Origin of the sequence: Pseudomonas sp. MYb2 (assembly GCF_002979955.1) — a bacterium.
Lineage (GTDB): Bacteria > Pseudomonadota > Gammaproteobacteria > Pseudomonadales > Pseudomonadaceae > Aquipseudomonas.
This window is the reverse complement of the sequence record NZ_PCQC01000001.1, coordinates 424,755-447,369: the sequence shown is the minus strand read 5'-3', so window position 1 is coordinate 447,369 and position 22,615 is coordinate 424,755. Positions and strand designations below refer to the sequence as shown.

Here is a 22,615-nt window from a genome sequence, read left to right as displayed (position 1 = left end):
CTGACCACCCAGGATTGGTAGCCAGTCATGTCTCTTGAAATCGTTATCCTCGCGGCCGGTCAAGGCACTCGTATGCGTTCGGCCCTGCCGAAGGTGCTGCACCCGATTGCCGGCGACTCCATGCTGGGTCATGTTATCCACAGCGCCCGCCAACTGGATCCGCAACGTATTCATGTCGTCATCGGCCATGGTGCCGATGTGGTGCGTGAGCGTCTGGCCGCTGATGACCTGAATTTCGTCCTGCAGGACAAGCAGCTCGGCACCGGTCACGCCACCGCTCAGGCTGTTCCGTTCATTACCGCCGACACCGTGTTGATCCTTTACGGTGACGTACCGCTGATCGAAGTCGAAACCCTGCAACGTCTGCTCAAACAAGTGGTGCCCGGGAAAATGGGCTTGCTCACCGTTGAGCTGGATGACCCGACCGGCTATGGCCGCATTGTTCGCGATGCCGATGGCAAGGTCACGGCCATCGTTGAGCATAAAGATGCCAGCGAAGCACAGCGCGCTATCACCGAAGGCAACACCGGCATTCTTGCCGTCCCGGCCGATCGTCTGGCCGATTGGATGAGCCGCCTGTCGAACAATAACGCTCAGGGCGAGTACTACCTGACTGACGTGATTGAAATGGCAGTCAACGATGGTCTGGTCGTAGCTACCGAGCAACCGCACGATGCGATGGAAGTGCAGGGCGCCAACGATCGCAAGCAGCTATCCGAACTGGAGCGTCATTACCAGTTGCGCGCCGGCCGCCGTTTGATGGCACAAGGCGTAACCCTGCGTGATCCGGCGCGCTTCGATGTGCGTGGTGAAGTGACCGTCGGTCGCGACGTGCTGATCGACATCAACGTGATCCTCGAAGGCAAGGTGGTTATCGAAGACGATGTGGTGATCGGCCCGAACTGCGTGATCAAGGACAGTACCCTGCGCAAAGGCGTGGTGATCAAGGCCAACAGTCATATTGAAGGCGCTGTTCTGGGCGAGGGCAGCGATGCCGGTCCGTTCGCGCGTCTGCGTCCGGGCACCGTGCTCGAAGCGCGCGCGCATGTGGGTAACTTTGTCGAGTTGAAGAACGCGCACATGGGCGAGGGCGCCAAGGCCGGTCATTTGACCTACTTGGGCGACGCCGAAATCGGTGCACGCACCAACATCGGCGCCGGCACCATCACCTGCAACTACGATGGCGCCAACAAGTGGAAAACCGTGTTGGGTGCGGACGTGTTCATCGGCTCGAACAACTCGTTGGTCGCTCCTGTGGATATCTCCAACGGTGCAACCACGGCAGCGGGTTCAACCATTACGCAGAATGTGGATAACGCCCAACTCGCGGTTGGTCGCGCGCGGCAGAAGAATATCGATGGCTGGAAGCGGCCGGAGAAGATCAAGAAGAGCTGAGTTATCCACAGTTTCTTTTAGCGACGAAATTCAATGTGGGAGCGAGCTTGCTCGCGAATGCGGTAGATCATTCAACATTGATGTTGGCTGACACGATGCCTTCGCGAGCAAGCTCGCTCCCACATTTTTGTTTGCGTCGTATTCAAAAAAGTCTGACTTCCGCTTGACCATTTTGGGCCGATAGGTTTTGATTGCTTCCGTTATCTTTCGAATCGAAACTTAGGTCGCCATGTCGAAACGCAACACGCCACAACGCCGTCACAACATTCTCGCCTTGCTCAACGAGCAGGGTGAAGTCAGTGTGGATGAACTGGCCAAGCGCTTCGAAACCTCCGAAGTTACGATTCGCAAGGATCTTGCTGCGCTTGAAAGCCATGGCCTGCTGCTGCGCCGCTACGGTGGGGCGATCACCATGCCGCAGGAACTGGTCGCGGAAACTGCGCAGAGCGTTTCCAAGTACAAGCAGGCAATTGCCCGCGCGGCGGTGAAACGCATCCGCGAGCACGCGCGAATCATCATCGACAGCGGCAGTACCACCGCTGCAATGATCCCGGAACTTGGCCAACAGCCAGGCTTGGTGGTGATGACCAACTCCCTTCACGTCGCCAACGCCCTGAGCGAACTGGAACACGAGCCGGTGCTGTTGATGACCGGCGGCACCTGGGATCCACATTCGGAATCCTTTCAGGGCCAGGTCGCCGAGCAAGTACTACGCTCTTACGACTTCGACCAGTTGTTCATCGGCGCCGATGGCATCGATCTGGTACGCGGCACCACGACCTTCAATGAGCTGCTCGGTTTGAGCCGGGTCATGGCTGACGTGGCGCGGGAAGTCATCGTCATGGTCGAGGCCGACAAGATCGGTCGCAAGATTCCCAACCTGGAGCTGCCATGGAGCAGTGTCCATACCCTAATTACCGATGATCGCCTGCCCGATGACGCACGCGATCAGATACAAGCCCGCGGTATCAACGTGATTTGCGCGGCTGTCAGTCAGGAGAAATAAGCATGTGTGGAATTGTCGGCGCAGTTGCAGAACGTAACATCACGGCCATCCTGCTCGAAGGCCTCAAGCGTCTCGAATATCGCGGCTACGACAGTGCCGGTGTCGCGGTCTTCACCAACGACGAAACCCTTGAGCGCATGCGCCGCCCGGGCAAGGTCAGCGAGCTCGAAGCCGCGTTGGCCGAGCACCCGCTGGTGGGTCGTCTCGGTATTGCCCACACCCGTTGGGCCACCCACGGCGCACCCTGCGAGCGTAACGCCCATCCGCATTTCTCCGGCGAGATCGCTGTGGTGCACAACGGCATCATCGAGAACCACGAAGCCCTGCGTGAGCAACTGAAAACGCTGGGTTATGTGTTCACCTCGGACACTGACACCGAGGTCATCGCTCACCTGCTCAACCACAAACTCAAGGATCAGCCAGATCTGACCGTCGCCCTCAAAGCGACCGTCAAGGAATTGCACGGTGCTTACGGTCTGGCCGTGATCAACGCCAAGCAGCCGGATCGTCTGGTCGCCGCCCGCAGTGGCAGCCCGCTGGTCATCGGTCTGGGTCTGGGCGAGAACTTCCTCGCTTCCGACCAACTGGCCCTGCGTCAGGTGACCGACCGCTTCATGTACCTGGAAGAAGGCGATATCGCCGAAATTCGCCGCGACAACGTGCAGATCTGGGATGTCGATGGCAAAGCCGTCGAGCGCCAGACCGTGCAGTACACCGACGGTGCCGAAGCCGCCGATAAAGGCGAGTTCCGTCACTACATGCTCAAGGAAATCCACGAGCAACCGGCGGTTGTACAGCGCACCCTCGAAGGTCGCCTGAGCAACGATCAAGTATTGGTTCAAGCCTTCGGCCCACAAGCCGCCGAGCTGTTCGCCAAGGTCCGTAACGTACAGATCGTCGCCTGTGGCACCAGTTATCACGCCGGCATGGTTGCCCGTTACTGGCTGGAAGAACTGGCCGGCATTCCGTGCCAGGTCGAAGTCGCCAGCGAATTCCGCTACCGCAAAGTCGTGGTGCAGCCGGACACCTTGTTCGTGACCATTTCGCAGTCCGGTGAAACCGCCGACACCCTCGCTGCCCTGCGCAACGCCAAGGAGCTGGGGTTCCTCGCCAGTCTGGCGATCTGCAACGTCGGCATCAGCTCGCTGGTACGGGAATCGGACCTGACCCTGTTAACCCAGGCGGGCCGCGAAATTGGCGTGGCCTCGACCAAAGCGTTCACCACACAACTGGTCGGTCTGTTGCTGCTGACTCTGTCGTTGGGCCAAGTGCGCGGCACTCTGGCCGACGGTGTTGAAGCGCGTCTGGTCGAAGAATTGCGTCGCCTGCCAACCCGCCTCGGCGAGGCCCTGGCCATGGACGGCACTGTGGAAAAAATCGCCGAACTGTTCGCCGAAAAGAACCACACCTTGTTCCTCGGTCGTGGTGCGCAATTCCCGGTAGCGATGGAAGGCGCCTTGAAACTCAAGGAAATCTCCTACATCCACGCTGAAGCCTACCCGGCCGGCGAACTGAAACACGGCCCGCTGGCGCTGGTGGATAACGACATGCCGGTGGTTACCGTTGCACCGAACAACGAACTGCTGGAAAAACTCAAATCCAACCTGCAGGAAGTCCGTGCCCGTGGCGGCGAACTGATCGTGTTTGCTGACGAGAAAGCCGGGATGACCAACGGCGAAGGCACCCACGTGGTGCAGATGCCGCACATTCACGACATCCTCTCGCCAATCCTTTACACGATTCCGCTGCAATTGCTGTCGTACTACGTGGCTGTGCTCAAGGGCACGGACGTCGATCAGCCGCGTAACCTGGCGAAGTCGGTGACGGTGGAATAAGTTATCCACAATTGAATTAAACGCAAAAGATCGCAGCCTGCGGCAGCTCTACACGGGAATCGTATTTCACCTGTAGGAGCTGCCTCAGGCTGCGATCTTTTGATTTTTGATGTGAGGGTCGACCCCATGGACCGCTTCCAGGAAATGCACATCTTCACCACCGTCGCCCAAGAGCAAGGCTTCTCCGCCGCCGCTCGGCGTTTGGGCTTGTCGGCAGCCAGCGTCACCCGGGCGGTGGCGGCGTTAGAGTTGCGCATCGGCACGCAGTTGCTGATCCGGACCACGCGCAGCGTGCATTTGAGCGAAGCGGGGCAGCGTTATCTGGAGGATTGTCGCAGGATCCTCGCTGAGGTACAGGAAGCCGAGGATTCGGCTGCGGGCAGTCATGCGCAGCCGCGTGGACAGTTGACGGTGACGGCGCCGGTGTTGTTCGGTGATTTATTTGTGACGCCGGTGATGGCGGGTTATCTGGCGCAGTACCCGGATGTCACGATCAATGCGGTGCTGGTTGATCGCATCGTCAACATGGTTGAAGAGGGCATTGATGTGGCGGTGCGCATCGGTGACCTGCCGGACAGTAATCAGCACGCGATTCGGGTTGGTGAGGTTCGACGGGTCATCTGCGGTTCGCCGAAATATTTCGCCGAGCGCGGTCGGCCGGTTCATCCCCTGGAACTGGCGGGAGCGCCGGTGGTGGCCACCTCCGCGATTGGCCAGCAACGCAGTTGGCCGTTTCTCGACGCGGGCGAACCGCTCAACGTGCGACCTGAGCCGCGGCTGATCGTGACCGCCAATCAGGCAGCGATTACCGCCGCTTGTATGGGCCTTGGTTTGACCCGCGTGTTGTCCTATCAAGTAGCGAGCAAGATAGCCTCCGGTGAACTGGAAATCGTCCTCGCTGAATTCGAACTGCCGCCACTGCCGATCCATGTGGTGTATCAGGGGGGGCGCAAGGCCCCGGCGCGGATCCGCAGTTTCGTTGATTTCACGGTAACGGCTCTGCGCGAACATCCCGCGTTGAAAAATGCGGCGTTATTGCATGAGATGAAATAATCGATTGCGTTTGCTGGTGATTCTGTTCTTTTCGAAGTGGGTAGATGATGGCCTGCATCGGCGCTCTCATCCCCGCAGCGGCGCCCCTGTTCAGCGGAGTCGACCATGCAAGCGATCAAACTCTACAACTTCCCGCGTTCCGGCCACGCACATCGCGTCGAGTTGATGCTGTCCCTGCTGCAATTGCCGACCGAGCTGATCTTCGTCGATCTGGCCAAGGGTGAGCACAAGCAGCCCGCGTATCTGGCGATCAACAGTTTTGGTCAGGTACCGGCAATCGATGACGGCGGCGTGGTGCTGGCCGATTCCAACGCAATTCTGGTGTACCTGGCGCAGAAATACGGTAACGGTCTTTGGCTGCCAACCGACCCGGTTGGTGCAGCACGCGTGCAGCGCTGGTTGTCCGCCGCCGCCGGGCCGATTGCTTTCGGGCCTGCAGCAGCACGCTTGGTCACAGTGTTTGGCGCGCAACTGAATGCCGAAGAGGCGATCACCCGAGCGCACAACCTGCTCAAGGTGATGGACGTCGAATTGGGCAGAACCGCGTTTCTGGCCGGCGACGAACCGACCATTGCCGACGTCTCCGCCTACAGTTACATCGCCCACGCGCCGGAAGGCAACGTGTCGTTGGCTGACTACGGCAACGTTCGCGCCTGGCTGGCCCGGGTCGAAGCCTTGCCCGGTTTTGTTGGCATGCCGCGCACTGTCGCCGGGCTGCAAACCACTGCCTGATTTTCGCAATCCACACTGCGCCGCCGGTGCAGGGGAGAGGTCGTGATGGAACGTTCACCGTGGCACGCTGGCGAGCAACAGTTACAGGCCCATGTCGGCGTCGCCGAACGCATGGAAGCTTTCGGGCGTAAGGTGATTCGCACCTGGATGCCGGACCAGCACCGTGAGTTCTATCAGCAATTGCCCTTCCTGCTGTACGGCGCCGTTGATGCCGATGGGCGGCCCTGGGCCAGTGTGCTCGAAGGCGCACCGGGGTTTGCCCATTCGCCGGATCCTGAGCATCTGCACTTCGCCAGTCAGGTCGCGGCGGATGACCCGGCGCAATTGCGCAATGGCGAGCCGATCGGTTTGCTCGGCATTGAGTTGCACACCCGCCGGCGCAATCGCCTCAACGGCCATGTTGGCAAGCTGAGCGCGCAGGGTTTTCAGGTGAGCGTGGATCAGGCGTTTGGCAATTGCCCGCAATATATCCAATTGCGACAGTTTCAGCGGGTGCCGCTGACGGATCCGCAGACTCGTCCGGCTGAGCACTTGAACGCGCTCGATGACGCGGCCACGGCGCTGATCAGCGGGGCCGACACGTTCTTTGTCGCCAGCTATGTAGATACCGCCGGCGAGCGTGCGGTGGATGTTTCACACCGGGGCGGCCAGGCCGGTTTCGTACGGGTGGACGGCAATCGTCTGACCATCCCCGACTTCGCCGGCAATCTGCACTTCAACACCCTCGGCAATCTGCTGCTCAATCCCAAGGCTGGTCTGTTGTTCATCGACTTTGCCACAGGCGATGTGCTGCAACTCAGCGGGCGAACCGAGATCCTTCTGGAAGACCCGCAGATCGAAGCGTTTCAAGGGGCTGAGCGCCTGTGGACTTTCGAGGTGGAAAAACTGGTGCGGCGCCCGGCAGCGTTGGCGTTGCGCTGGCGCTTCGACGGCATGTCGCCGACCAGTCTGTTGACTGGCAACTGGGCCGAGGCGGACGCGCGGTTGCAGGCGCAGGCATTGGGCAACCAATGGCGACCACTGCGCGTGGCGAGGATTGAAGCAGAAAGCCGCAGCATCCGTTCCATCTATCTCGAGCCCACCGATGGTGCCGGTTTGCCGGTGTTTCTCGCCGGCCAGCATTTGCCGCTGCGCTTCACGATCGATGGTGAGGTGCATATCCGCACTTACAGCCTGTCGAGCGCGCCATCGGATGGTTTCTACCGGATCAGCGTCAAGCGCGAAGGCCTGATTTCGTCGCACCTGCATGAGCAGATTCGCGTTGGCGATGTGCTGGAAGCGCGGGCGCCGCAAGGGCATTTCACCGTGGCACCGCTGGAGCACCGAGCTTTGGTGCTGTTGGCGGCCGGTGTGGGAATCACGCCGTTGCTGTCGATGCTGCGCGAGGTGGTGTACCAAGGCTTACGCACGCGGGGAATTCGTCCGACGCTATTGCTGCAGAGTTCGCGCAATCTGGCGGATCAGCCGTTTCGCAAGGAACTGGATCGTCTGCTTGAAACGGCTGGCGACTCAGTACGCGTCTTGCGTTTGCTCAGCCAGCCGGAAGCCGAGCTACGAGAGGGCGAGGATTTTGATCTGCCGGGCCGAATTGACGGCACGGTGCTGAGGAACCTGCTGGATGCCGAGGATTTCGACCAGCTCGATTTTGTTCTCTGCGGCCCTGGTGGTTTTACCCAGGGGCTGTACGACATCCTGCGCGAACTGGATGTGCGTGATGCGCAGATTCATGCGGAAACCTTTGGCCCTTCGACGCTTAAACGTCAGGCCGACCCGGACGCCATCGTCATCGAGCAACCGCCCGCCGCCACCACGTCGGTGCCGGTGGTGTTCGAGCGCTCGGCGAAAGAGGCGCGCTGGCAGCCGGACGGCGGCAGTTTGCTGGAGCTGGCGGAAAGTCGTGGACTACGTCCGGAGTTCAGTTGCCGGGGAGGGTCGTGCGGCACCTGCAAGACCCGACTGGTCAGCGGTGCGGTGAATTATCCACAGCCGCCAGCGGATATTCCGGAAGCCGGGCATGTGCTGATCTGTTGCGCGGTGCCGGCGCAGAGTAGCCAACCATTGGTTTTGGATCTGTAACCGAAAACAACCTTGTGGGAGCGAGCCTGCTCGCGAATGCAGTCTGTCAGCAACGATGATGTTGGCTGACCCGACGCTTTCGCGAGCAGGCTCGCTCCCACATTGGCAATGTGGTTGGGTCTGAAATCAGGCGTAGGACAGGGATTTTTCTTCCAGCAACTCCTGATACAACTCCATCCACTTGCGGCCCATTTCGTCAGCTGTGAATAACTGCCGATATCGAGCCTCAGCCTTCACGCCCATCGCCGCAGCGCGCACCGGATCGTCCCAAAGGGTGCGCATCGCCTCGCGAAACGCCTGTGGATTACTCGGCGGCACGACCAGACCGGTTTCGTTGTGGATATTGATGTAACTGGTGCCGGTGCCGATTTCGCTGGAGATCATTGGTTTGCCGTACATCGCGCCCTCAAGCAGCGAAATACCGAAGGCTTCGGAACGCAGGTGCGAAGGGAAGACAATCGCATAGCTCAGTTGCAGCAGCGCGACTTTGTCTTCATCGCCCAAACGCCCGAGGAAGTGGATGTTGCGCAGCCCCAGCGCTGTAGCCTGGGCATGCAGTTCCAGCTCGAGCGGTCCGGCGCCAACGATCACCACCGGGTAATCCACGTCCTTCAAGGCATCGAGCAGAATATGCAGGCCCTTGTAATAACGCATCACCCCGACAAACAGGAAAAACTTATCCCCAAGCTGCTGCCGCCAACGGTTCATGCGCTCAGTATCGGCCTGTGGATAACCTGTCTTGTTCAATCCATACGGAATTACCCGGGTCTTGTCCTGAAACTGCTGCAGCACATCGCTGGTGTGCAGGTAGTTGGGCGATGCCGCGACAATGCGGTCGGCGCTGGCGAGGAAGCGGTTCATCAGCGGACGATAGAGTTTGAGCAGGTGCTTCTGGCGAATGATGTCCGAGTGGTAGGTAACCACGCTCGGTTTGTCCATGGCGCTGGCGAAATGCACCAGATCCATGAACGGCCAGGGAAAGTGGTAGTTGACCACGTCGGCTTCGGCGGCCATCTCGCGAAACTGCTTGAACACGCTCCAGGAAAATCCGGTGGAGGCGAACTGAATATCCAGTTTGGCGCGGTGCACTTCGTGGTGACCGAGTTGCACCACAGGCGGGGTCGGGTCGGCGCTGAGGGTCAGGACCTGGCCGTCGATGCCATGTTTGGCGCCGCTCTCGCACAGTTGGTAGATCACTTGTTCGATGCCGCCGACCGAGTCAGGCAGGTAAGTCTTGAAGAAATGAAGTACGCGCATTCAACCTCCCATGGCCTGGCGGTAGGCACTGGCCGTGGCCTGTGCACAACGCTCCCAGGAAAAAAGCCGTGCCTGCTGCAATCCGGCTTCTCGGCATGCCTGCCAATGTGCTTGATCGTCGATCAGTCGGCTCATTGCGTCACGCAAGCCGTCTGCATCTTCAGCTTCAATATAGTTGCCCGCTGGCCCCGCCACTTCCGGCATGGCTGAAGAGCGGGTAATGACCACTGGCGTGCCGCTGGCCATCGCCTCCAGTACCGGCAGGCCAAAACCTTCATACAACGAGGGGAAAATCAGCGCCCGGGCCCCGGCCAGCAGTTGTGCCACCTGTTCGTCCGGCAGGTAACCGAGCAGGCATACATGCCCGCTCGCCAAGGCCTGGCGCAACGGTTCGCTGAACTGTTCGCGCTCCCAGCCCGCCATGCCGACGATCAGCAACGGAAAGCGCTGGCGCACGGCGTCTGGCAGCAAGGCGTGCGCGCGCAGGGCCAAGCCGAGGTTTTTGCGCGGTTCGAGGGTGCCGACACACAGAAAGTACTCACGGTACTCAACGGCATGCGCCTTGAGTACCGCGTCGATGGTCTGCGGTTCACGCGGATGGAAGCGCTCCGCCACGCCCAGCGGCGCCACGACAAAGCGCTCGGCGGGCAAACCGAACCAGGCTTGCGCCTCGTCGGCAATGGCCTGCGAGTCGGTCAGGATCAGCCGCGCCTGCTCTACACCGGCGGCCAGGCGCCGCTCGATTTCCTTGAGCCGCGCCGGCGGCTGGGTGTCGGGGAAATGCAGATGTGTCAGGTCGTGCAGGGTGATTACGGTCGGGCCGTTGAAGGCCAGCGGCCACAGACTCGGCTCGTGATAAAGATCGATGTCCTGGGCACAGCCTTGGTCGAAACGTTTCTGCTCCAGCCAGCGCCGTGCCTGATAAGCCCCGGGAATCTGCCGCAGCAACGGGGTCAGGCGCGAATAACCGGGCATGGCCGCTTCCGGCAGCGCCGAACTCCAGCCCCAGCCGTGGAACAGCATGACCTCGACATCGGTCTCGCTGCGCAACGCGTTGACCAGTTCGGCGACGTAGTGGCCGATGCCGGTGCGCGGTGCCTGCAGAATCCGTGCGTTAAGGGCAATGCGCATGCTGCCTCGCTTGCGCCGCTGGCGCTTCAAGGACATGGCGCACACTGCGTTCGGCCAATTGCTCGCTGGCCTCGCGCCAATCGATCCAGGCCCAGTCAGCCACATCGCGGGCGGCGGGGAACTGGTCGCTGCTTTCGAAAGCGCTGATCAGATCAGCAAGGCTTTGTGGGTCTTGCAGATCGAAATACGCCATGAACTCGCCGCCGATCTCGCGGAACACCGCGATGTCGCTGCCCATCGCCGGCAGACCGCGCTGCATGGCTTCGACCAGTGGCAAGCCGAAGCCCTCGACGAACGACGGAAACACCAGCGCACTGGCATGGGCATAGGCATGTTCGAGGCTGGTGTCGCTCAGATCATTGAACATGAACAAGCGTTGATTCAGCTCGGGATGCTTGCGCACGCGCTCAAGCAAGGCGTCGCACTTCCAGCCGATGCGCCCGGCGATGCACAACCGGGCGTTCGAGCCGGCGGCCCAGGCGCGTTCAAAGGCGTCGAGCAGATAACCGTGATTCTTGCGCGGTTCGATGGTGCTGACCATCAGGAACACCGGCTCGGATGTCGCGAATATTTTGCTCAGGCGGGGCTCGACCGTTTCTTCGCTGCTGCGCAGGTCGAGTTCGGAGCCGAGATGAAAGAAGTCGAACCAGCGCTTGTCAGCCTGTGCGGGACCGATGCGGCGCTGCAGTTCCTCGCGCACCTGATCACGCACCGTGGCGGAGATCGCCATGTAACCGTCAGCGGTGTGGCTGATCCAGTCGAACCATTCGCTGAAAACCTGCACCAGCCGTGTGTCGTAGAACTGCGGATGGGTCAGCGGAATCAGGTCGTAGATCACCGCGATCATGCCGACGCCGTCGCGTTTGAGTTGTTCGGCGTGGGCAAAAAAATCCGAGTGCCAGGACGAATCCAGCAGCACCAGTTGATCGCCGGGCTGATGTTGCAGCGGCGAGCAGCGTTTGAGCAGTTGCGTGTGGTTGATGGCGCCAATCAAGCGCAGCGGTAAACCGAATACGCCGAACGACGTCAGGCGATAGGCGACATACAACACACGCCGCACCGATTTCGCGCTGCACTGGCTGTCGAGGCGCTGGTGCCATTGCCAGAAGCGATGCGCCAGGCGTTGCAGGCGTTCGCCGAACGTCGCCAGGGCGTTGAACACAGGGGTGTTCAACGGTGCCAGCCGCTGCACGCGATAGAGTTGGCCATTGAGCAGGATCACCGGCATGCATTCGACGCCGTCGGCACTCGCAGGCAATTGCTTGATGACGTTGCGCACCACGCGCTGGATGCCCGAGTTGACCTTCGGGTGCTTGAACACGTGCGTGCATTCCACCAGCAAGCGGGTCATGACGTGCGCTCGACAGGCGTGGCTTCGGTTTGCCGAGTGATCGTGGTCTGGGCGTTGAGCCAGGAGCAGCCGACGAAATCTTCGCGGCGATTGTTGATCACGTGGAACACCAGGCCGTAGTCGCGCCACTCGAAGTTGCGATCCAGGTGCGAGTCCAGACGCGACAGGCTCAGCGACACCGAATAATTGCCTTTGCCCAGGCCCATGATGAAGGCGAAGCGATAGGTAAAGCGTTCGCCGGCGCGCAGATCGGTGAGGGCTTTGCCCTGTCGGTGGGTATTGATGCCATACATCATCTGCCCCAAGCGATCCTTGAGGATAAAGCCCAGCACCAGGCGCTCGATGTCCTTGCGCACTTCAACCTGGACTTCCAGCACCACCGCTTGCCCGACTTCGGCGGCGTCGATGCTGCGCTCGTTTTCGTCGAGCATGCGCACGCCGAGGATCGCCGCCTCACCGGTGCCAGAGACGGTCTGCACTTCACCCCCGGCGAGCATTTCCTGGCGCACGACCTGGCCTTCGCGTTCGGCCATCAGGGCGTTGTAATAATCGAGAACGGCTTCGGGTTTGCCGTACATGGCCATGCGTCCGTCCTTGAGCAGGATCGCAGAATCGCAGATCGACTGAATCGCCGAGCGGTCGTGCGACACGATCAACAGGGTGGTGCCGGCCTTGCGGAAGCTGCGGATGCGCTCGAAGCTCTTGTGCTGGAAGTAGGCATCGCCCACCGACAACGCTTCGTCGACGATCAGAATATCCGGGCGCCGGGCGGTGGCCACGCTGAACGCCAGGCGCATCTGCATGCCGCTGGAATAGGTGCGCACCGGGTGATCGATGGCTTCACCGATTTCGGCGAAGTGTTCGATCTCGGGCATCAGCGCTTCGATTTCTTCAAGCTGCATGCCCAGCAACTGCCCGGCCATGATTGCGTTCTGGCGCCCGGTGAAGTCGGCGTGAAAACCCATGCCCAGCTCCAGCAGCGCCGCGACCCGACCTTGGAGTTCGATCGTGCCGCCAGTGGGCTGGGTGGTGCCGGTGATCATCTTCAACAAGGTGCTTTTGCCGGCCCCGTTGGCGCCGACGATGCCCACCGCTTCACCGGGAGCGATCTCGAAATCGACATCGCGCAGCACCCAGTGCTGGTGATGACGAATGGGCGAAAAGGGAATCAGCCACTCGGCCAGGCGGGCCCAGCGGTTGGGGTATTGTTTATAGGCCTTGCTCAGGCCGGTGACACGAATATGTCCCATCAGAGTTCATCCACCATTTCGCCGACGCGTTGACGAAACAGGCGCAGCCCGAACAGACAGAAAACGCTGCCGGTGACGAAGATCGGCAGCAGCGAACTCCAGACCGGCCACTGACCATAGAGGAACAGGTTCTGATAACTGCTGAACAGGTTGGTCAATGGATTGAGTTGCAACAGGCGTTGTACCCATTCCGGCAGGATCGTGATCGGGTAAACGATCGGCGTCAGCCAGAACCAGAACTGCAGGCAGATCGCAAAGAGCTGGCCGACATCGCGGAAGAATACATTCAGCACACCGAGGATCATGCCCAATCCGGCGCAAAACATCATTTGCAGCGCCACCAGCGGCAGCAACGCCAGCAAGACCATGCCCGGCCAGCGTCCCGTTACCAGCAGAAAGCCCAAAAACAGCGCGATGATGATCGCGAAGTTGATCCCGGAGTTGATCAACACGATCACCGGCAGACAAATCCGCGGGAAGCTGATTTTCTTCAGCAGATTCGCGTTGTCGAGAAACATCGTCTGGCTGCGCAAGGTGATTTCGGAGAACAGTCCCCAGGCCAGCAAACCGGCGCAAAGGTAAACGCTGTAGGCCATGCTGTCGTCCACACCCGGCAGGCGCGCGCGCATGATGTGCGAGAAAATCACCGTATAGACGACGATCATCGACAGCGGATTGAAGATCGGCCAAAGGGCGCCGAACAGCGAATTGCGGTAACGCGCTTGAAACTCTCGTTGCACGCTACCGAGGATGAAGCCACGGTAGCTGCGCAGCGAGCGATACAGGGAAAGCAGCATTCAAACCGTCCTGCCGTAATGGTCTTCGAAGCGGACGATGTCGTCCTCTCCCAGGTATTCGCCGCTTTGCACTTCGATGATCACCAGATCGATCACGCCGGGGTTTTCCAGGCGATGCTTGTGGCCGGCGGCAATGAACGTCGATTCGTTCTTCGCCACCAGGTGCGTGCCGGTGCCGTTGTTGGTGACCTTGGCCATGCCTTCGACCACCACCCAGTGTTCGTTGCGGTGATGGTGCATTTGCAGGGACAGCTTGCCGCCGGGTTTGACCACGATGCGTTTGATCTTGAAGCGCGGGCCTTCTTCGAGAACAGTGTAAGTACCCCACGGGCGGCTGACTGTGCGATGCAGGCGATAGGCTTCGTGGGATTTGTCCTTGAGTTGCTTGGCCACCCGGCGCACATCCTGGGCGCGGTCGGCGTGGGCCACCAGCACGGCGTCGGCGGTGTCGACCACGATCAGGTTATCCACTCCCACCGTGGCCACCAGACGACCTTCGCTCTGGACGAAGTTGTTGTGACTGTCGATGAAGATCGCTTCGCCGCTGGCGCGGTTGTTGTCGGCATCGGCCGGCACCAGCGCCGCGACGGCGCCCCACGAACCGATGTCGCTCCAGTCGAAACCGGCGGGCACCACGACGACTTTTTCCGAGCGCTCCATCAAGGCGTAATCGATGGAGATGTCGGTGATTTCAGCGAACAGCGCCGGCGACAGTTCCTGTTGCAGGCAGCCGACGGTTTCCACCGCAGCGCTGGCTTGCATACAGGCGCGGGTCTGCTCCAGCAGTTCGGGCGCGTGTAATTGCAGTTCGGCAATCACGGTCGCGGTGGTGAAGCAGAACATGCCCGAATTCCACAGAAAGTTGCCGCTCTCCAGATAATGCGTGGCGGTCTGCAGATCGGGTTTCTCGACGAAGCGCTGTACTTTCGCTGCGCCTTTGGCGTCCAGCGGTGCGCCGGTCTCGATGTAGCCGAAGCCAGTTTCCGGTGCGGTCGGGATCACCCCGAAGGTCACCAGGTAACCGTCCTTGGCCAGATTGACTGCGTGCTCGACCGCGGTTTTCAGTGCGTCCTGATTGACGATCAAATGGTCGGCGGGCATCACCACCATGATCGCGTCATCACCGTGCAGCGCTTGCAACGAAAGCGCCGCGGCGGCGATGGCCGGGGCGGTGTTGCGCCCGGTCGGCTCCAGCAGGAAGTGTCCGCGATGGCGCGACACGTGGGCGGCGCAATAGTGATCCTTGCTCTGGAAGTAATATTCGCGGTTGGTCACCGTGACAATGTCGCCCCGGCCGTCCAGCAACGCGGCGGCACGCTGGTAGGTCTTGCCGAGCAGCGACTCACCGTCGGGCAGGGTCATGAACGGCTTGGGATGGCCCTCGCGGGACACCGGCCACAAACGGGTGCCGGCACCGCCGGACAGAATCACGGGGATCAGCATGGCCTACTCCTTGGCGACGCGTTTCATGTCCGCATCCATCATCATGCGGATCAAGGTATCCAGGTCGGTTTTCGGCTTCCAGCCCAGCACGCGTTGTGCCTTGGCCGGATTGCCGAGCAGCACTTCGACTTCGGCCGGGCGGAAAAACGCCGGGTCGATCTTCACGTAGTCGCGGTAGTTCAGGCCGACGTGATCAAAGGCGATGCGACACATTTCGCGCACCGTGGTGGTGACACCGGTAGCGACGACAAAATCGTCAGGCTTGTCCTGCTGCAGCATCAGCCACATGGCCTCGACGTAATCGCCGGCAAAGCCCCAGTCGCGCTTGGCGTCGATGTTGCCCAAGGCCAGTTCGTGCTGTTTGCCCTGCTTGATGCGGGCGGCGGCGTCGGTGACCTTGCGGGTGACGAATTCGATGCCGCGCAGTGGCGATTCGTGGTTGAAAAGAATGCCGCTGCTGGCGTGCAGGTTGAAGCTTTCGCGGTAGTTGACGGTGATCCAGTGGCCGTACAGCTTGGCCACGCCATAGGGGCTGCGCGGATAGAACGGCGTGTTCTCGTCCTGTTGCTCGGCCTGGATCAGGCCAAACATTTCGCTGGTCGAGGCCTGATAGAAGCGTGTGTGCGGGCTGAACTGACGGATCGCTTCGAGCAGATGGGTAACCCCCAGACCGTCGACGATGCCGGTGGTCACCGGTTGATCCCAGGAAGCTGCGACGAAACTTTGCGCGGCGAGGTTATACACCTCGTCCGGCGCCGACTTGATGACCGCGCGCTGCACCGAGCAGGCATCGGCCATGTCACCGTCGAGGTAGACGATGTCGGCTTCGACGCCCATCTCGCGCAGGCGCCAGCGCGAATCGCTGCTGCGCCGTGCGACCAGACCATGAACCTTGTAGCCCTTGTCGAGCAGCAACTTGGCCAGATACGCGCCGTCCTGGCCGGTGATCCCTGTGATCAGTGCACTTTTTGTCATTCTTGTCGTACTCGCATCTCCCAGTCGGACAGGATCGCCCGCAGGGATTGTTGTGTGGTGATTTCTGGCGCCCATCCTGTGGTTTTCGCCAGTCTTGCGTGGCTGCCGCAAACGCGGCGCTGATCGGCGCGACGCATGCGCGCTGGATCCTGAACCAGTTGCATCTCGACCTCGGCCAGATCGCCCAGCTGTTCGATCAGGCTGCGGATGCTTTGCTCGCGCCCCGAGCAAATGTTGTAGACCTGCCCCGGCGTGCCTTTTTCCAGCAGCGCGAAGTACGCCGACACGACATCGCCAACATCGAGGAAGTCGCGTGTCACGTCGATGTCGCCGACTTCCAGTTGCGGCGCTTGCAGATCTTGCTTGATCCGGCTGATCTGGCGGGCAGCGCTGGCAATGACAAAACTGTCTTTCTGCCCGGTACCGATGTGATTGAACGGCCGCGCGACCAGCACTGGCCAGCCTTCGCTCAGGCCCCATTGCAGGCTGAGAAACTCCGCGGACAGTTTGCTCACCGCGTAAGGGTTGCGCGGGCAGGGCGGTTGTTGTTCGGTGATCGGCAAGGCGTTTTCGCCGACCTGACCGTAGACATCGCCGGAGCTGACGTACAGGAAGGTGCCCTGAAAGCCGCGAGCCTTGAGCGCCTGCAGCAGATTGAGGGTGCCGAGCAGATTGATTTCGAGAGTGCCCGCCGGGTCACGAAAGGCTTGCGGGACAAATGTTTGCCCGGCCAGATGAATGACGGCGTCGGGCAGTTGCGGCCACAGGTCGATGAGGCTGTCCGGATCCGTCAGGTCGTAGGGCGCAGCGGCAGGCAGCAGCTCCCACGACGAATCAGGCAATGCCAGACGAGACTGAATATGTTGTCCCACGAATCCACTGAGACCCGTGACGAACAGACGCTTTTTCAAACAGCGACCCCTTGGTCTTGAACTTGCGCCACTTTCCCACAGGCTTTAAGGGGATGTCTGTCAGACCGGTAGAAAAACCGATGGGACGACGGGCGAAGTCATTGTTGTAGTTGTTTGGTTGCCAATCTGTGCCAATTGCGCGGCAATTTCAACAGGTCCAACCGTGACCGGTCAGTTCTCGTCAGCGTAGCCCGATTTATTCTCGCCGGATGGTTCACGAATCCTCAACGGATGTGTTTAGAATGCCCCTCGTCGCGACAATCCCGGGGTTGATTCCGGGGGCGTGATGCAGGGTGAAACCGACCACTAAAACAAGAACGAAGACGTGCTCCATGACCTAGGGCGAGAGCGGCACTGCCGACTTGATCCGAGGCTTGGCCGTCATAGCATGAAGGTGCCAGGACGGCAGTTTCATCGTGGGATGCCATGAATTTCATTCTCTACTCGGACATTAACGACAGCTCCATCAGCCAAAGCCTGGGGCGTCCGGAATACAGCTATTACTTCGTGCTCAAGGCGTATCGTCCGGTGCTGGAAAGCCTTGGGCGCGTGCATGTGGTGGCGTCCACCGCCGAAGTCGATACGCTCTATCAACAACTGCTCGCCGCCGGCGAAGACAGTGTCTTCCTGTCGTTCACCCCGCCGCAGAAAACCCCGGTCGATCTGCAGTGCCCGACGATTTGCGTGGTGGCGTGGGAGTTCGATTCGATCCCCAATGAGCAGTGGGACAACGATCCGCGTCAGGACTGGACGCAGATGCTTGCGCGCCAAGGCCGGGTGATCACCCTGTCCAGCCACACCGCGCGCGCCATTCGCCGGGCCATGGGCGAAGACTTTCCGGTGTTGGTGCTACCGACGCCGCTGTGGGAAAACTTCGCGGCAATCCGTCGGCAGCATGTGCCTGTGCCGGTCAATCCGGGCGCCACGCTGGCCATCAAGGGCTGCATTTTCGATACACGCACGCTGGGCCTGTCAGCCGATGCGCTGATCCCGACGCCGCTGACCGCTGAAGAAGAGGCCGCGCTGGCCGCCGAACTCGAAGCCGCGCGCCCGCCACCGCTGACGTTCAAGCGACGTCTGGTGATTGCCCGGCATTACCTGCGCCTGTGGGCGCTGGACCTGGGCCGTGAGCAGGCAGAGCCGGTACCGCGAGTAAAGTTTCTGCAAAACTGGTACTGGGAAGGCCTTCGCGATCTGTTTCCAGACAATCTTCACGGCTGGCTCGAACAACGTCTGCCGGCCATTTGCGGTCCACAACCGCTGCCAATCATCGAGCCGTCACCGCTGGATCTGCCGGACACCACGTCGGTGGTCGAAACCCGGGTCGACGGTGTTGTCTACGTCACCGTGTTCAATCCCAAGGATGGCCGCAAGAACTGGCACCAACTGATCACCGCGTTCTGCTGGGCGTTTCGTGAAACGCCCGATGCGACACTGGTGCTGAAAATCACCCAGAACGATCTGGCGTCCTACTACAGCGAATTGATGACCTTGCTCGCGCAACTCACGCCGTTCGCCTGCCGTGTGGTGGTCATGCACGGTTACCTCGACGATGCGCAGTACGCCGGGCTCTACCAGGCCGCGAGTTTCTACGTGAATGCTTCGCGCTGTGAAGGGTTGTGTCTGCCGTTGATGGAATTCATGTCCAGCGGCAAACCGGTGATCGCACCAGATCACACGGCGATGGAAGATTACATCGATGATGCGGTGGCGTTCGTGGTCGGCTCCAGCGAGGAGCTGACCATCTGGCCGCAGGACACGCGGATCATTTACCGCACCCTGCGTTACCGCCCGGACTGGGGTTCGCTGAAAAACGCCTACGAGCAGAGCTACCGGGTGGCCAAGGCACAGCCGCAGGATTACCAGCGGATGTCGGCCGCCGCCGTACAGCGAATGCACGATTACTGCGCCTTTGCTCCGGTGCAAAAGCGCATGGCGGATTTTTTCGGGCTGGCACCGAACACTACAGACGCCGCGCCAGTGACGGACAACGCCTCATGCTGATCATCATTCATTCGGAAACCAACCAGCACACCATCGTGCAGAATCTCGGGCGTTCAGAGTACAGCTATTACTTCGTGCTCAAGGAATACCGGCCGGTGCTCGAGCGCCTCGGGCGGGTGGTGGAGGTTGTTGATCCACAGCGCGAGGTCGATGCGCTGTACCTGGAATGCCTGAGCCGGGGCGAGCCTTGTGTGTTCCTGTCGTTCTCGCCACCGCATCGCACTCCGGTGCATCTGGCGTGTCCGACGTTGCCGGTGTTTGCCTGGGAATTCAGCACCATCCCTAACGAAGCGTTTGCCGGTGAACCGCGCAATGACTGGCGTGCCGTGCTGCGCGCCTGTGGCGCGGCGATCACCCATTCCAGCTACACGGTCAACGCGGTGCGTGAGGCGATGGACGCCGACTACCCGATCGTCGCCGTACCTGCGCCGGTGTGGGATCGCTTCGCCGCACGGGGGGCGCAGTTGCAGGGGCAAGTGCCGAGCGAGTCGTTTCGCCTGAAGATCAAGGGGCTGGTTGCTGACAGTCGGACCCTCGACCTGAATGCATTCGGACCCAAGCATTTACGCCGTGGCAAAGGTATCGATTTCGCCGCGCCGATCACCGAACAGGAGCTGCTGCTCGACGGCGTGGTGTACACCTCGGTGTTCAACCCCGGCGATGGGCGCAAGAACTGGGAAGACATGCTCAGTGCTTTCTGCGTGAGTTTTCGCGATGTCGAAGACGCCACGCTGGTGCTCAAGCTCACCCATCACGATGCCGAAGAAGCCCTCGGCGACATCCTCCATCACTTGTACAAGAACCAGTCCTATCGCTGCCGCATCGTGCTGATCTACGGCTATCTCGCCGACCCCGATTACGAGCGCCTGGTGCAAGCGACCCGCTACGTGGTGAACACCTCCTATGGCGAAGGCCAGTGCCTGCCGTTGATGGAGTTCATGTCCTGCGGCAAACCGGCGGTGGCGCCACGTACTACGGCGATGATCGATTACCTGAGCGCCGATAATGCGTTCCTGATCGAATCCACCGACGAACTCACAGCCTGGCCGCACGACCCGCGCAAAGCCTTCCGTACCTTGCGTTATGTGACCAACTGGGCGTCGTTGTGCCAGGCCTATCAGGCCAGTTACGAGGTGGCGAAAAATCACCCGGCGCGTTATGCACAGATGTCGGCGCAAGCGGTCAGCAGCCTGCAAGGATTCTGCAGTCAGGCGGTGGCCGAGCAGCGTTTGCAGGCGTTCTTCGCGCAGATGTTCGAACTCAACGCGACCCTCGTGGAAACCCCGCGAGCATGAACAGCAAACGGATCATGGACATCGAAGTCCTGCGCGCCATTGCGGTGCTGGGCGTGCTGTTCCATCACCTGCAGGGCAGCCTGTTCACCGATCCGGTGCCCTTGCTGGAAAAAATCCACGGCTGGGCGCAGCCGTGGTGGGGCGTCGATCTGTTTTTCGCTATCTCCGGGTTTGTCATTGCCCGCAGCCTGATTCCGGCGCTGCAAGGTTGCACTACGCGCCAGGAGTATTGGCAACAGACGCGCAATTTCTGGCTGCGCCGGGCCTTTCGTCTGTTGCCGTCCGCCTGGTTATGGCTGGCGCTGATGTTGCTGGCGTGCCTGTTCGTCAATCGTTCCGGGGCGTTCGGTACGCTGTCCGCCAACCTGCAAGCGACACTGGCGGGGGTCTTTCAGTACGCCAACTTCCGCTTTGCCGACAGCTTCTTTCACTACGAATATGGCAGCAGTTTCGTCTATTGGAGTCTGTCGCTGGAGGAGCAGTTTTACCTGCTGTTCCCGCTGCTGATCGTGCTGTGCCGCAAGCATCTGGTCTGGGCGTTGCTGGCGCTGGTCGCGGTGCAGTTGTTCACCGTGCGCACGCCGCTGTTGATGGTGGTGCGCACCGATGCACTGGCGCTTGGCGTCTTGCTTGCCATGTGGAGCGCACAGCCGAGCTATCAGCGCTGGCAACCGACGTTCTTGCGTCGACCGTGGGCCGGGATTTCGGCGTTGATCGTGATCGCAGCGTTGTTGAGCTTCATGGCCACTGACCGTTTCACCTTCGCTAACTACCGCATCGGTTCGATCGCTGTCCTCAGCGCGCTGTTGGTATGGATCGCGTCATACAACCGCGATTATCTGATGCCCGTCGCTGGCGTTCAGCGTGTACTGGCCTGGATTGGCAGCCGTTCCTACGGCATCTACCTGATCCATATTCCGGCCTATCAACTGGTACGCGAACTGATCTTCCGCCTGCAAACCGCCGGTCTGCCGAGCCCGGCCGGGCACCCGATCATCACGCTGTTGCTGGCGTTCGGTCTGATCGTGCTGCTCAGTGAACTGAATTACCGCTTCATCGAAATGCCCATGCGCAATCGCGGCGCCGCGCTGGTCAAACGCCTCGGTACTTCGCGAACCGCCGTCCCATCCTCTGGAGCCACCTCATGCTGAGCCTTTTGAAGAAACTCACGGCGGGCACGCCTGCACCGGCCCCCGCGCAGCCTGTCGCGACTGCCGAGAAGACCGATCCGTACATGCTCGGCCTGCACGATGCGATGCTCAGCGGCTGGTTCAATCAGGAAACCGGCGAGCTGTTCAAAGGCTTCCCGGTGACTGCCGATGACACGCTGCTCGACGTCGGCTGTGGCGACGGCGGCAACGTGCATTTCTGCGGCATGCGCGGGGCGAAGATCATCATCGCTGACATCGATGCAGCCAAGGTCGAAGCGACCCGCCAGCGGCTCAGTGACACGCCGGCGCGGGATGTCGAATGCCATGTCACCGACTGTAATCCGCTGCCGATTGCCGATGCCACAGCCACGCGTGTGGTCTCCACCGAGGTCATCGAGCACGTCGACGATCCGGCGCAGTTTCTCGCGGAGCTGGTGCGCGTGGGCAAACCCGGCGCGCTGTATTTACTGAGCGTGCCGCACCCAAGTTCCGAAGACCTGCAGAAAGACATCGCCGCCGCCGAGTATTTCCAGAAACCCAACCACATTCGCATCATCAGCGAAGAGCAGTTCAAGGCGATGGTCAGCGAGGCGGGGCTGGAGATCATCAGCCACAGCCAATACGGTTTTTACTGGTCGATGTGGATGTTGCTGTTCTGGGAAGCCAAGGTCGATTTCAGCAACCCGGATCATCCTTTGCTCAATCACTGGGCCGACACCTGGCAAGCGGTGCTGAACTCGCCGCGTGGCGCGCAGATCAAGCAGGCGCTGGATGCGGTGGTTGCGAAAAGCCAGGTGATCATCGCGCGTAAACCTGCGACAGCTCTGTAGGAGCTGCGGCACGCTGCGATCTTTTGGCTTGATTCTATAAACAAGATCAAACGATCGCAGCCTCGTTTCACTCAACAGCTCCTACGGGGTTTTTGTGTAACCTTGCAGCCTGGTGGTGTCAGG

The 22,615-nt window shown here is 60.6% G+C and carries 18 protein-coding genes; 10 read left to right on the top strand and 8 right to left on the bottom strand.

All coding sequences use genetic code 11. From position 1 onward, the window contains the following. The first annotated feature begins 27 nt into the window (after positions 1-27). The 6 genes from glmU (at position 28) to CQ009_RS02045 (ending at position 8,097) form a co-directional block, all read left to right on the top strand. Entirely contained in the window at positions 28-1,395 is a 1,368-nt protein-coding gene (glmU, locus tag CQ009_RS02070; RefSeq protein ID WP_105704742.1) for a bifunctional UDP-N-acetylglucosamine diphosphorylase/glucosamine-1-phosphate N-acetyltransferase GlmU, read from the top strand. Between the two features lie 229 nt (positions 1,396-1,624). Then, complete coding sequence (locus CQ009_RS02065; RefSeq protein WP_064389672.1) at positions 1,625-2,401, top strand: DeoR/GlpR family DNA-binding transcription regulator; 777 nt, start codon at positions 1,625-1,627, stop codon at positions 2,399-2,401. A 2-nt stretch (positions 2,402-2,403) separates the two neighbouring features. After that, a complete protein-coding gene (glmS, locus tag CQ009_RS02060) occupies positions 2,404-4,236 on the top strand; it encodes a glutamine--fructose-6-phosphate transaminase (isomerizing) (protein WP_105704741.1) in 1,833 nt (610 codons plus the stop codon). A 126-nt stretch (positions 4,237-4,362) separates the two neighbouring features. Beyond that, complete coding sequence (locus CQ009_RS02055; RefSeq protein ID WP_105704740.1) at positions 4,363-5,289, top strand: LysR family transcriptional regulator; 927 nt, start codon at positions 4,363-4,365, stop codon at positions 5,287-5,289. A gap of 105 nt (positions 5,290-5,394) precedes the next feature. After that, positions 5,395-6,021, top strand: a complete 627-nt coding sequence (locus CQ009_RS02050) for a glutathione S-transferase family protein (protein ID WP_105704739.1) — start codon at positions 5,395-5,397, stop codon at positions 6,019-6,021. A 45-nt stretch (positions 6,022-6,066) separates the two neighbouring features. After that, entirely contained in the window at positions 6,067-8,097 is a 2,031-nt protein-coding gene (locus CQ009_RS02045) for a pyridoxamine 5'-phosphate oxidase family protein (protein ID WP_105704738.1), read from the top strand. A 126-nt stretch (positions 8,098-8,223) separates the two neighbouring features. On the opposite strand, the gene CQ009_RS02040 is transcribed toward CQ009_RS02045, so the two are convergent. The 8 genes from CQ009_RS02040 to CQ009_RS02005 are packed head-to-tail and all read right to left on the bottom strand — an operon-like array spanning position 8,224 to position 17,212. After that, entirely contained in the window at positions 8,224-9,354 is a 1,131-nt protein-coding gene (locus tag CQ009_RS02040) for a glycosyltransferase family 4 protein (protein WP_105704737.1), read from the bottom strand. Further along, on the bottom strand, positions 9,355-10,485 hold the full coding sequence (locus tag CQ009_RS02035; RefSeq protein ID WP_105704736.1) for a glycosyltransferase family 1 protein: 1,131 nt from the start codon (positions 10,483-10,485) through the stop codon (positions 9,355-9,357). It lies immediately after the preceding gene. Beyond that, positions 10,469-11,836 (bottom strand): glycosyltransferase family 1 protein, encoded by a 1,368-nt coding sequence (locus CQ009_RS02030; RefSeq protein WP_105704735.1) that lies wholly within the window; start codon positions 11,834-11,836, stop codon positions 10,469-10,471. Before CQ009_RS02030 ends, CQ009_RS02035 begins: the two co-directional genes overlap by 17 nt. After that, a complete protein-coding gene (locus CQ009_RS02025; protein ID WP_105704734.1) occupies positions 11,833-13,086 on the bottom strand; it encodes an ABC transporter ATP-binding protein in 1,254 nt (417 codons plus the stop codon). Before CQ009_RS02025 ends, CQ009_RS02030 begins: the two co-directional genes overlap by 4 nt. Beyond that, positions 13,086-13,883 (bottom strand): ABC transporter permease, encoded by a 798-nt coding sequence (locus CQ009_RS02020; RefSeq protein ID WP_105704733.1) that lies wholly within the window; start codon positions 13,881-13,883, stop codon positions 13,086-13,088. The genes CQ009_RS02025 and CQ009_RS02020 overlap by 1 nt, the downstream gene beginning before the upstream one ends. Next, positions 13,884-15,326 carry a mannose-1-phosphate guanylyltransferase/mannose-6-phosphate isomerase gene (locus tag CQ009_RS02015; protein WP_064389662.1) on the bottom strand — a complete coding sequence of 481 codons (1,443 nt, stop codon included), beginning with the start codon at positions 15,324-15,326 and terminating at the stop codon, positions 13,884-13,886. Positions 15,327-15,329: 3 nt separating this feature from the next. Continuing rightward, positions 15,330-16,301 (bottom strand): GDP-mannose 4,6-dehydratase, encoded by a 972-nt coding sequence (gene gmd / locus CQ009_RS02010; protein WP_105704732.1) that lies wholly within the window; start codon positions 16,299-16,301, stop codon positions 15,330-15,332. Next, on the bottom strand, positions 16,298-17,212 hold the full coding sequence (locus CQ009_RS02005; protein WP_105704731.1) for a GDP-mannose 4,6-dehydratase: 915 nt from the start codon (positions 17,210-17,212) through the stop codon (positions 16,298-16,300). The genes gmd and CQ009_RS02005 overlap by 4 nt, the downstream gene beginning before the upstream one ends. Before the next feature lie 426 nt (positions 17,213-17,638). Between CQ009_RS02005 and CQ009_RS02000 the strand changes: the two genes are divergently transcribed. From CQ009_RS02000 to CQ009_RS01985, 4 genes are read left to right on the top strand one after another with little or no spacing between them, the layout of a single operon-like run. After that, positions 17,639-19,216, top strand: a complete 1,578-nt coding sequence (locus tag CQ009_RS02000) for a glycosyltransferase (RefSeq protein WP_064389659.1) — start codon at positions 17,639-17,641, stop codon at positions 19,214-19,216. After that, entirely contained in the window at positions 19,210-20,511 is a 1,302-nt protein-coding gene (locus tag CQ009_RS01995; protein WP_105704730.1) for a glycosyltransferase, read from the top strand. Before CQ009_RS02000 ends, CQ009_RS01995 begins: the two co-directional genes overlap by 7 nt. Beyond that, positions 20,508-21,662: an acyltransferase gene (locus CQ009_RS01990; protein WP_105704729.1), complete on the top strand. Its 1,155-nt coding sequence runs from the start codon at positions 20,508-20,510 to the stop codon at positions 21,660-21,662. Before CQ009_RS01995 ends, CQ009_RS01990 begins: the two co-directional genes overlap by 4 nt. After that, positions 21,656-22,492, top strand: a complete 837-nt coding sequence (locus CQ009_RS01985) for a class I SAM-dependent methyltransferase (protein WP_064389656.1) — start codon at positions 21,656-21,658, stop codon at positions 22,490-22,492. The genes CQ009_RS01990 and CQ009_RS01985 overlap by 7 nt, the downstream gene beginning before the upstream one ends. The last annotated feature ends 123 nt before the right edge of the window (positions 22,493-22,615 follow it).

Bases quoted from the DNA above. Each gene is read 5' to 3' on its own strand.
- glmU (WP_105704742.1), top strand. From the start codon at position 28: ATGTCTCTTGAAATCGTTATCCTCGCGGCCGGTCAAGGCACTCGTATG.
- CQ009_RS02065 (WP_064389672.1), top strand. From the start codon at position 1,625: ATGTCGAAACGCAACACGCCACAACGCCGTCACAACATTCTCGCCTTG.
- glmS (WP_105704741.1), top strand. From the start codon at position 2,404: ATGTGTGGAATTGTCGGCGCAGTTGCAGAACGTAACATCACGGCCATC.
- CQ009_RS02055 (WP_105704740.1), top strand. From the start codon at position 4,363: ATGGACCGCTTCCAGGAAATGCACATCTTCACCACCGTCGCCCAAGAG.
- CQ009_RS02050 (WP_105704739.1), top strand. From the start codon at position 5,395: ATGCAAGCGATCAAACTCTACAACTTCCCGCGTTCCGGCCACGCACAT.
- CQ009_RS02045 (WP_105704738.1), top strand. From the start codon at position 6,067: ATGGAACGTTCACCGTGGCACGCTGGCGAGCAACAGTTACAGGCCCAT.
- CQ009_RS02040 (WP_105704737.1), bottom strand. From the start codon at position 9,354: ATGCGCGTACTTCATTTCTTCAAGACTTACCTGCCTGACTCGGTCGGC.
- CQ009_RS02035 (WP_105704736.1), bottom strand. From the start codon at position 10,485: ATGCGCATTGCCCTTAACGCACGGATTCTGCAGGCACCGCGCACCGGC.
- CQ009_RS02030 (WP_105704735.1), bottom strand. From the start codon at position 11,836: ATGACCCGCTTGCTGGTGGAATGCACGCACGTGTTCAAGCACCCGAAG.
- CQ009_RS02025 (WP_105704734.1), bottom strand. From the start codon at position 13,086: ATGGGACATATTCGTGTCACCGGCCTGAGCAAGGCCTATAAACAATAC.
- CQ009_RS02020 (WP_105704733.1), bottom strand. From the start codon at position 13,883: ATGCTGCTTTCCCTGTATCGCTCGCTGCGCAGCTACCGTGGCTTCATC.
- CQ009_RS02015 (WP_064389662.1), bottom strand. From the start codon at position 15,326: ATGCTGATCCCCGTGATTCTGTCCGGCGGTGCCGGCACCCGTTTGTGG.
- gmd (WP_105704732.1), bottom strand. From the start codon at position 16,301: ATGACAAAAAGTGCACTGATCACAGGGATCACCGGCCAGGACGGCGCG.
- CQ009_RS02000 (WP_064389659.1), top strand. From the start codon at position 17,639: ATGAATTTCATTCTCTACTCGGACATTAACGACAGCTCCATCAGCCAA.
- CQ009_RS01995 (WP_105704730.1), top strand. From the start codon at position 19,210: ATGCTGATCATCATTCATTCGGAAACCAACCAGCACACCATCGTGCAG.
- CQ009_RS01990 (WP_105704729.1), top strand. From the start codon at position 20,508: ATGAACAGCAAACGGATCATGGACATCGAAGTCCTGCGCGCCATTGCG.
- CQ009_RS01985 (WP_064389656.1), top strand. From the start codon at position 21,656: ATGCTGAGCCTTTTGAAGAAACTCACGGCGGGCACGCCTGCACCGGCC.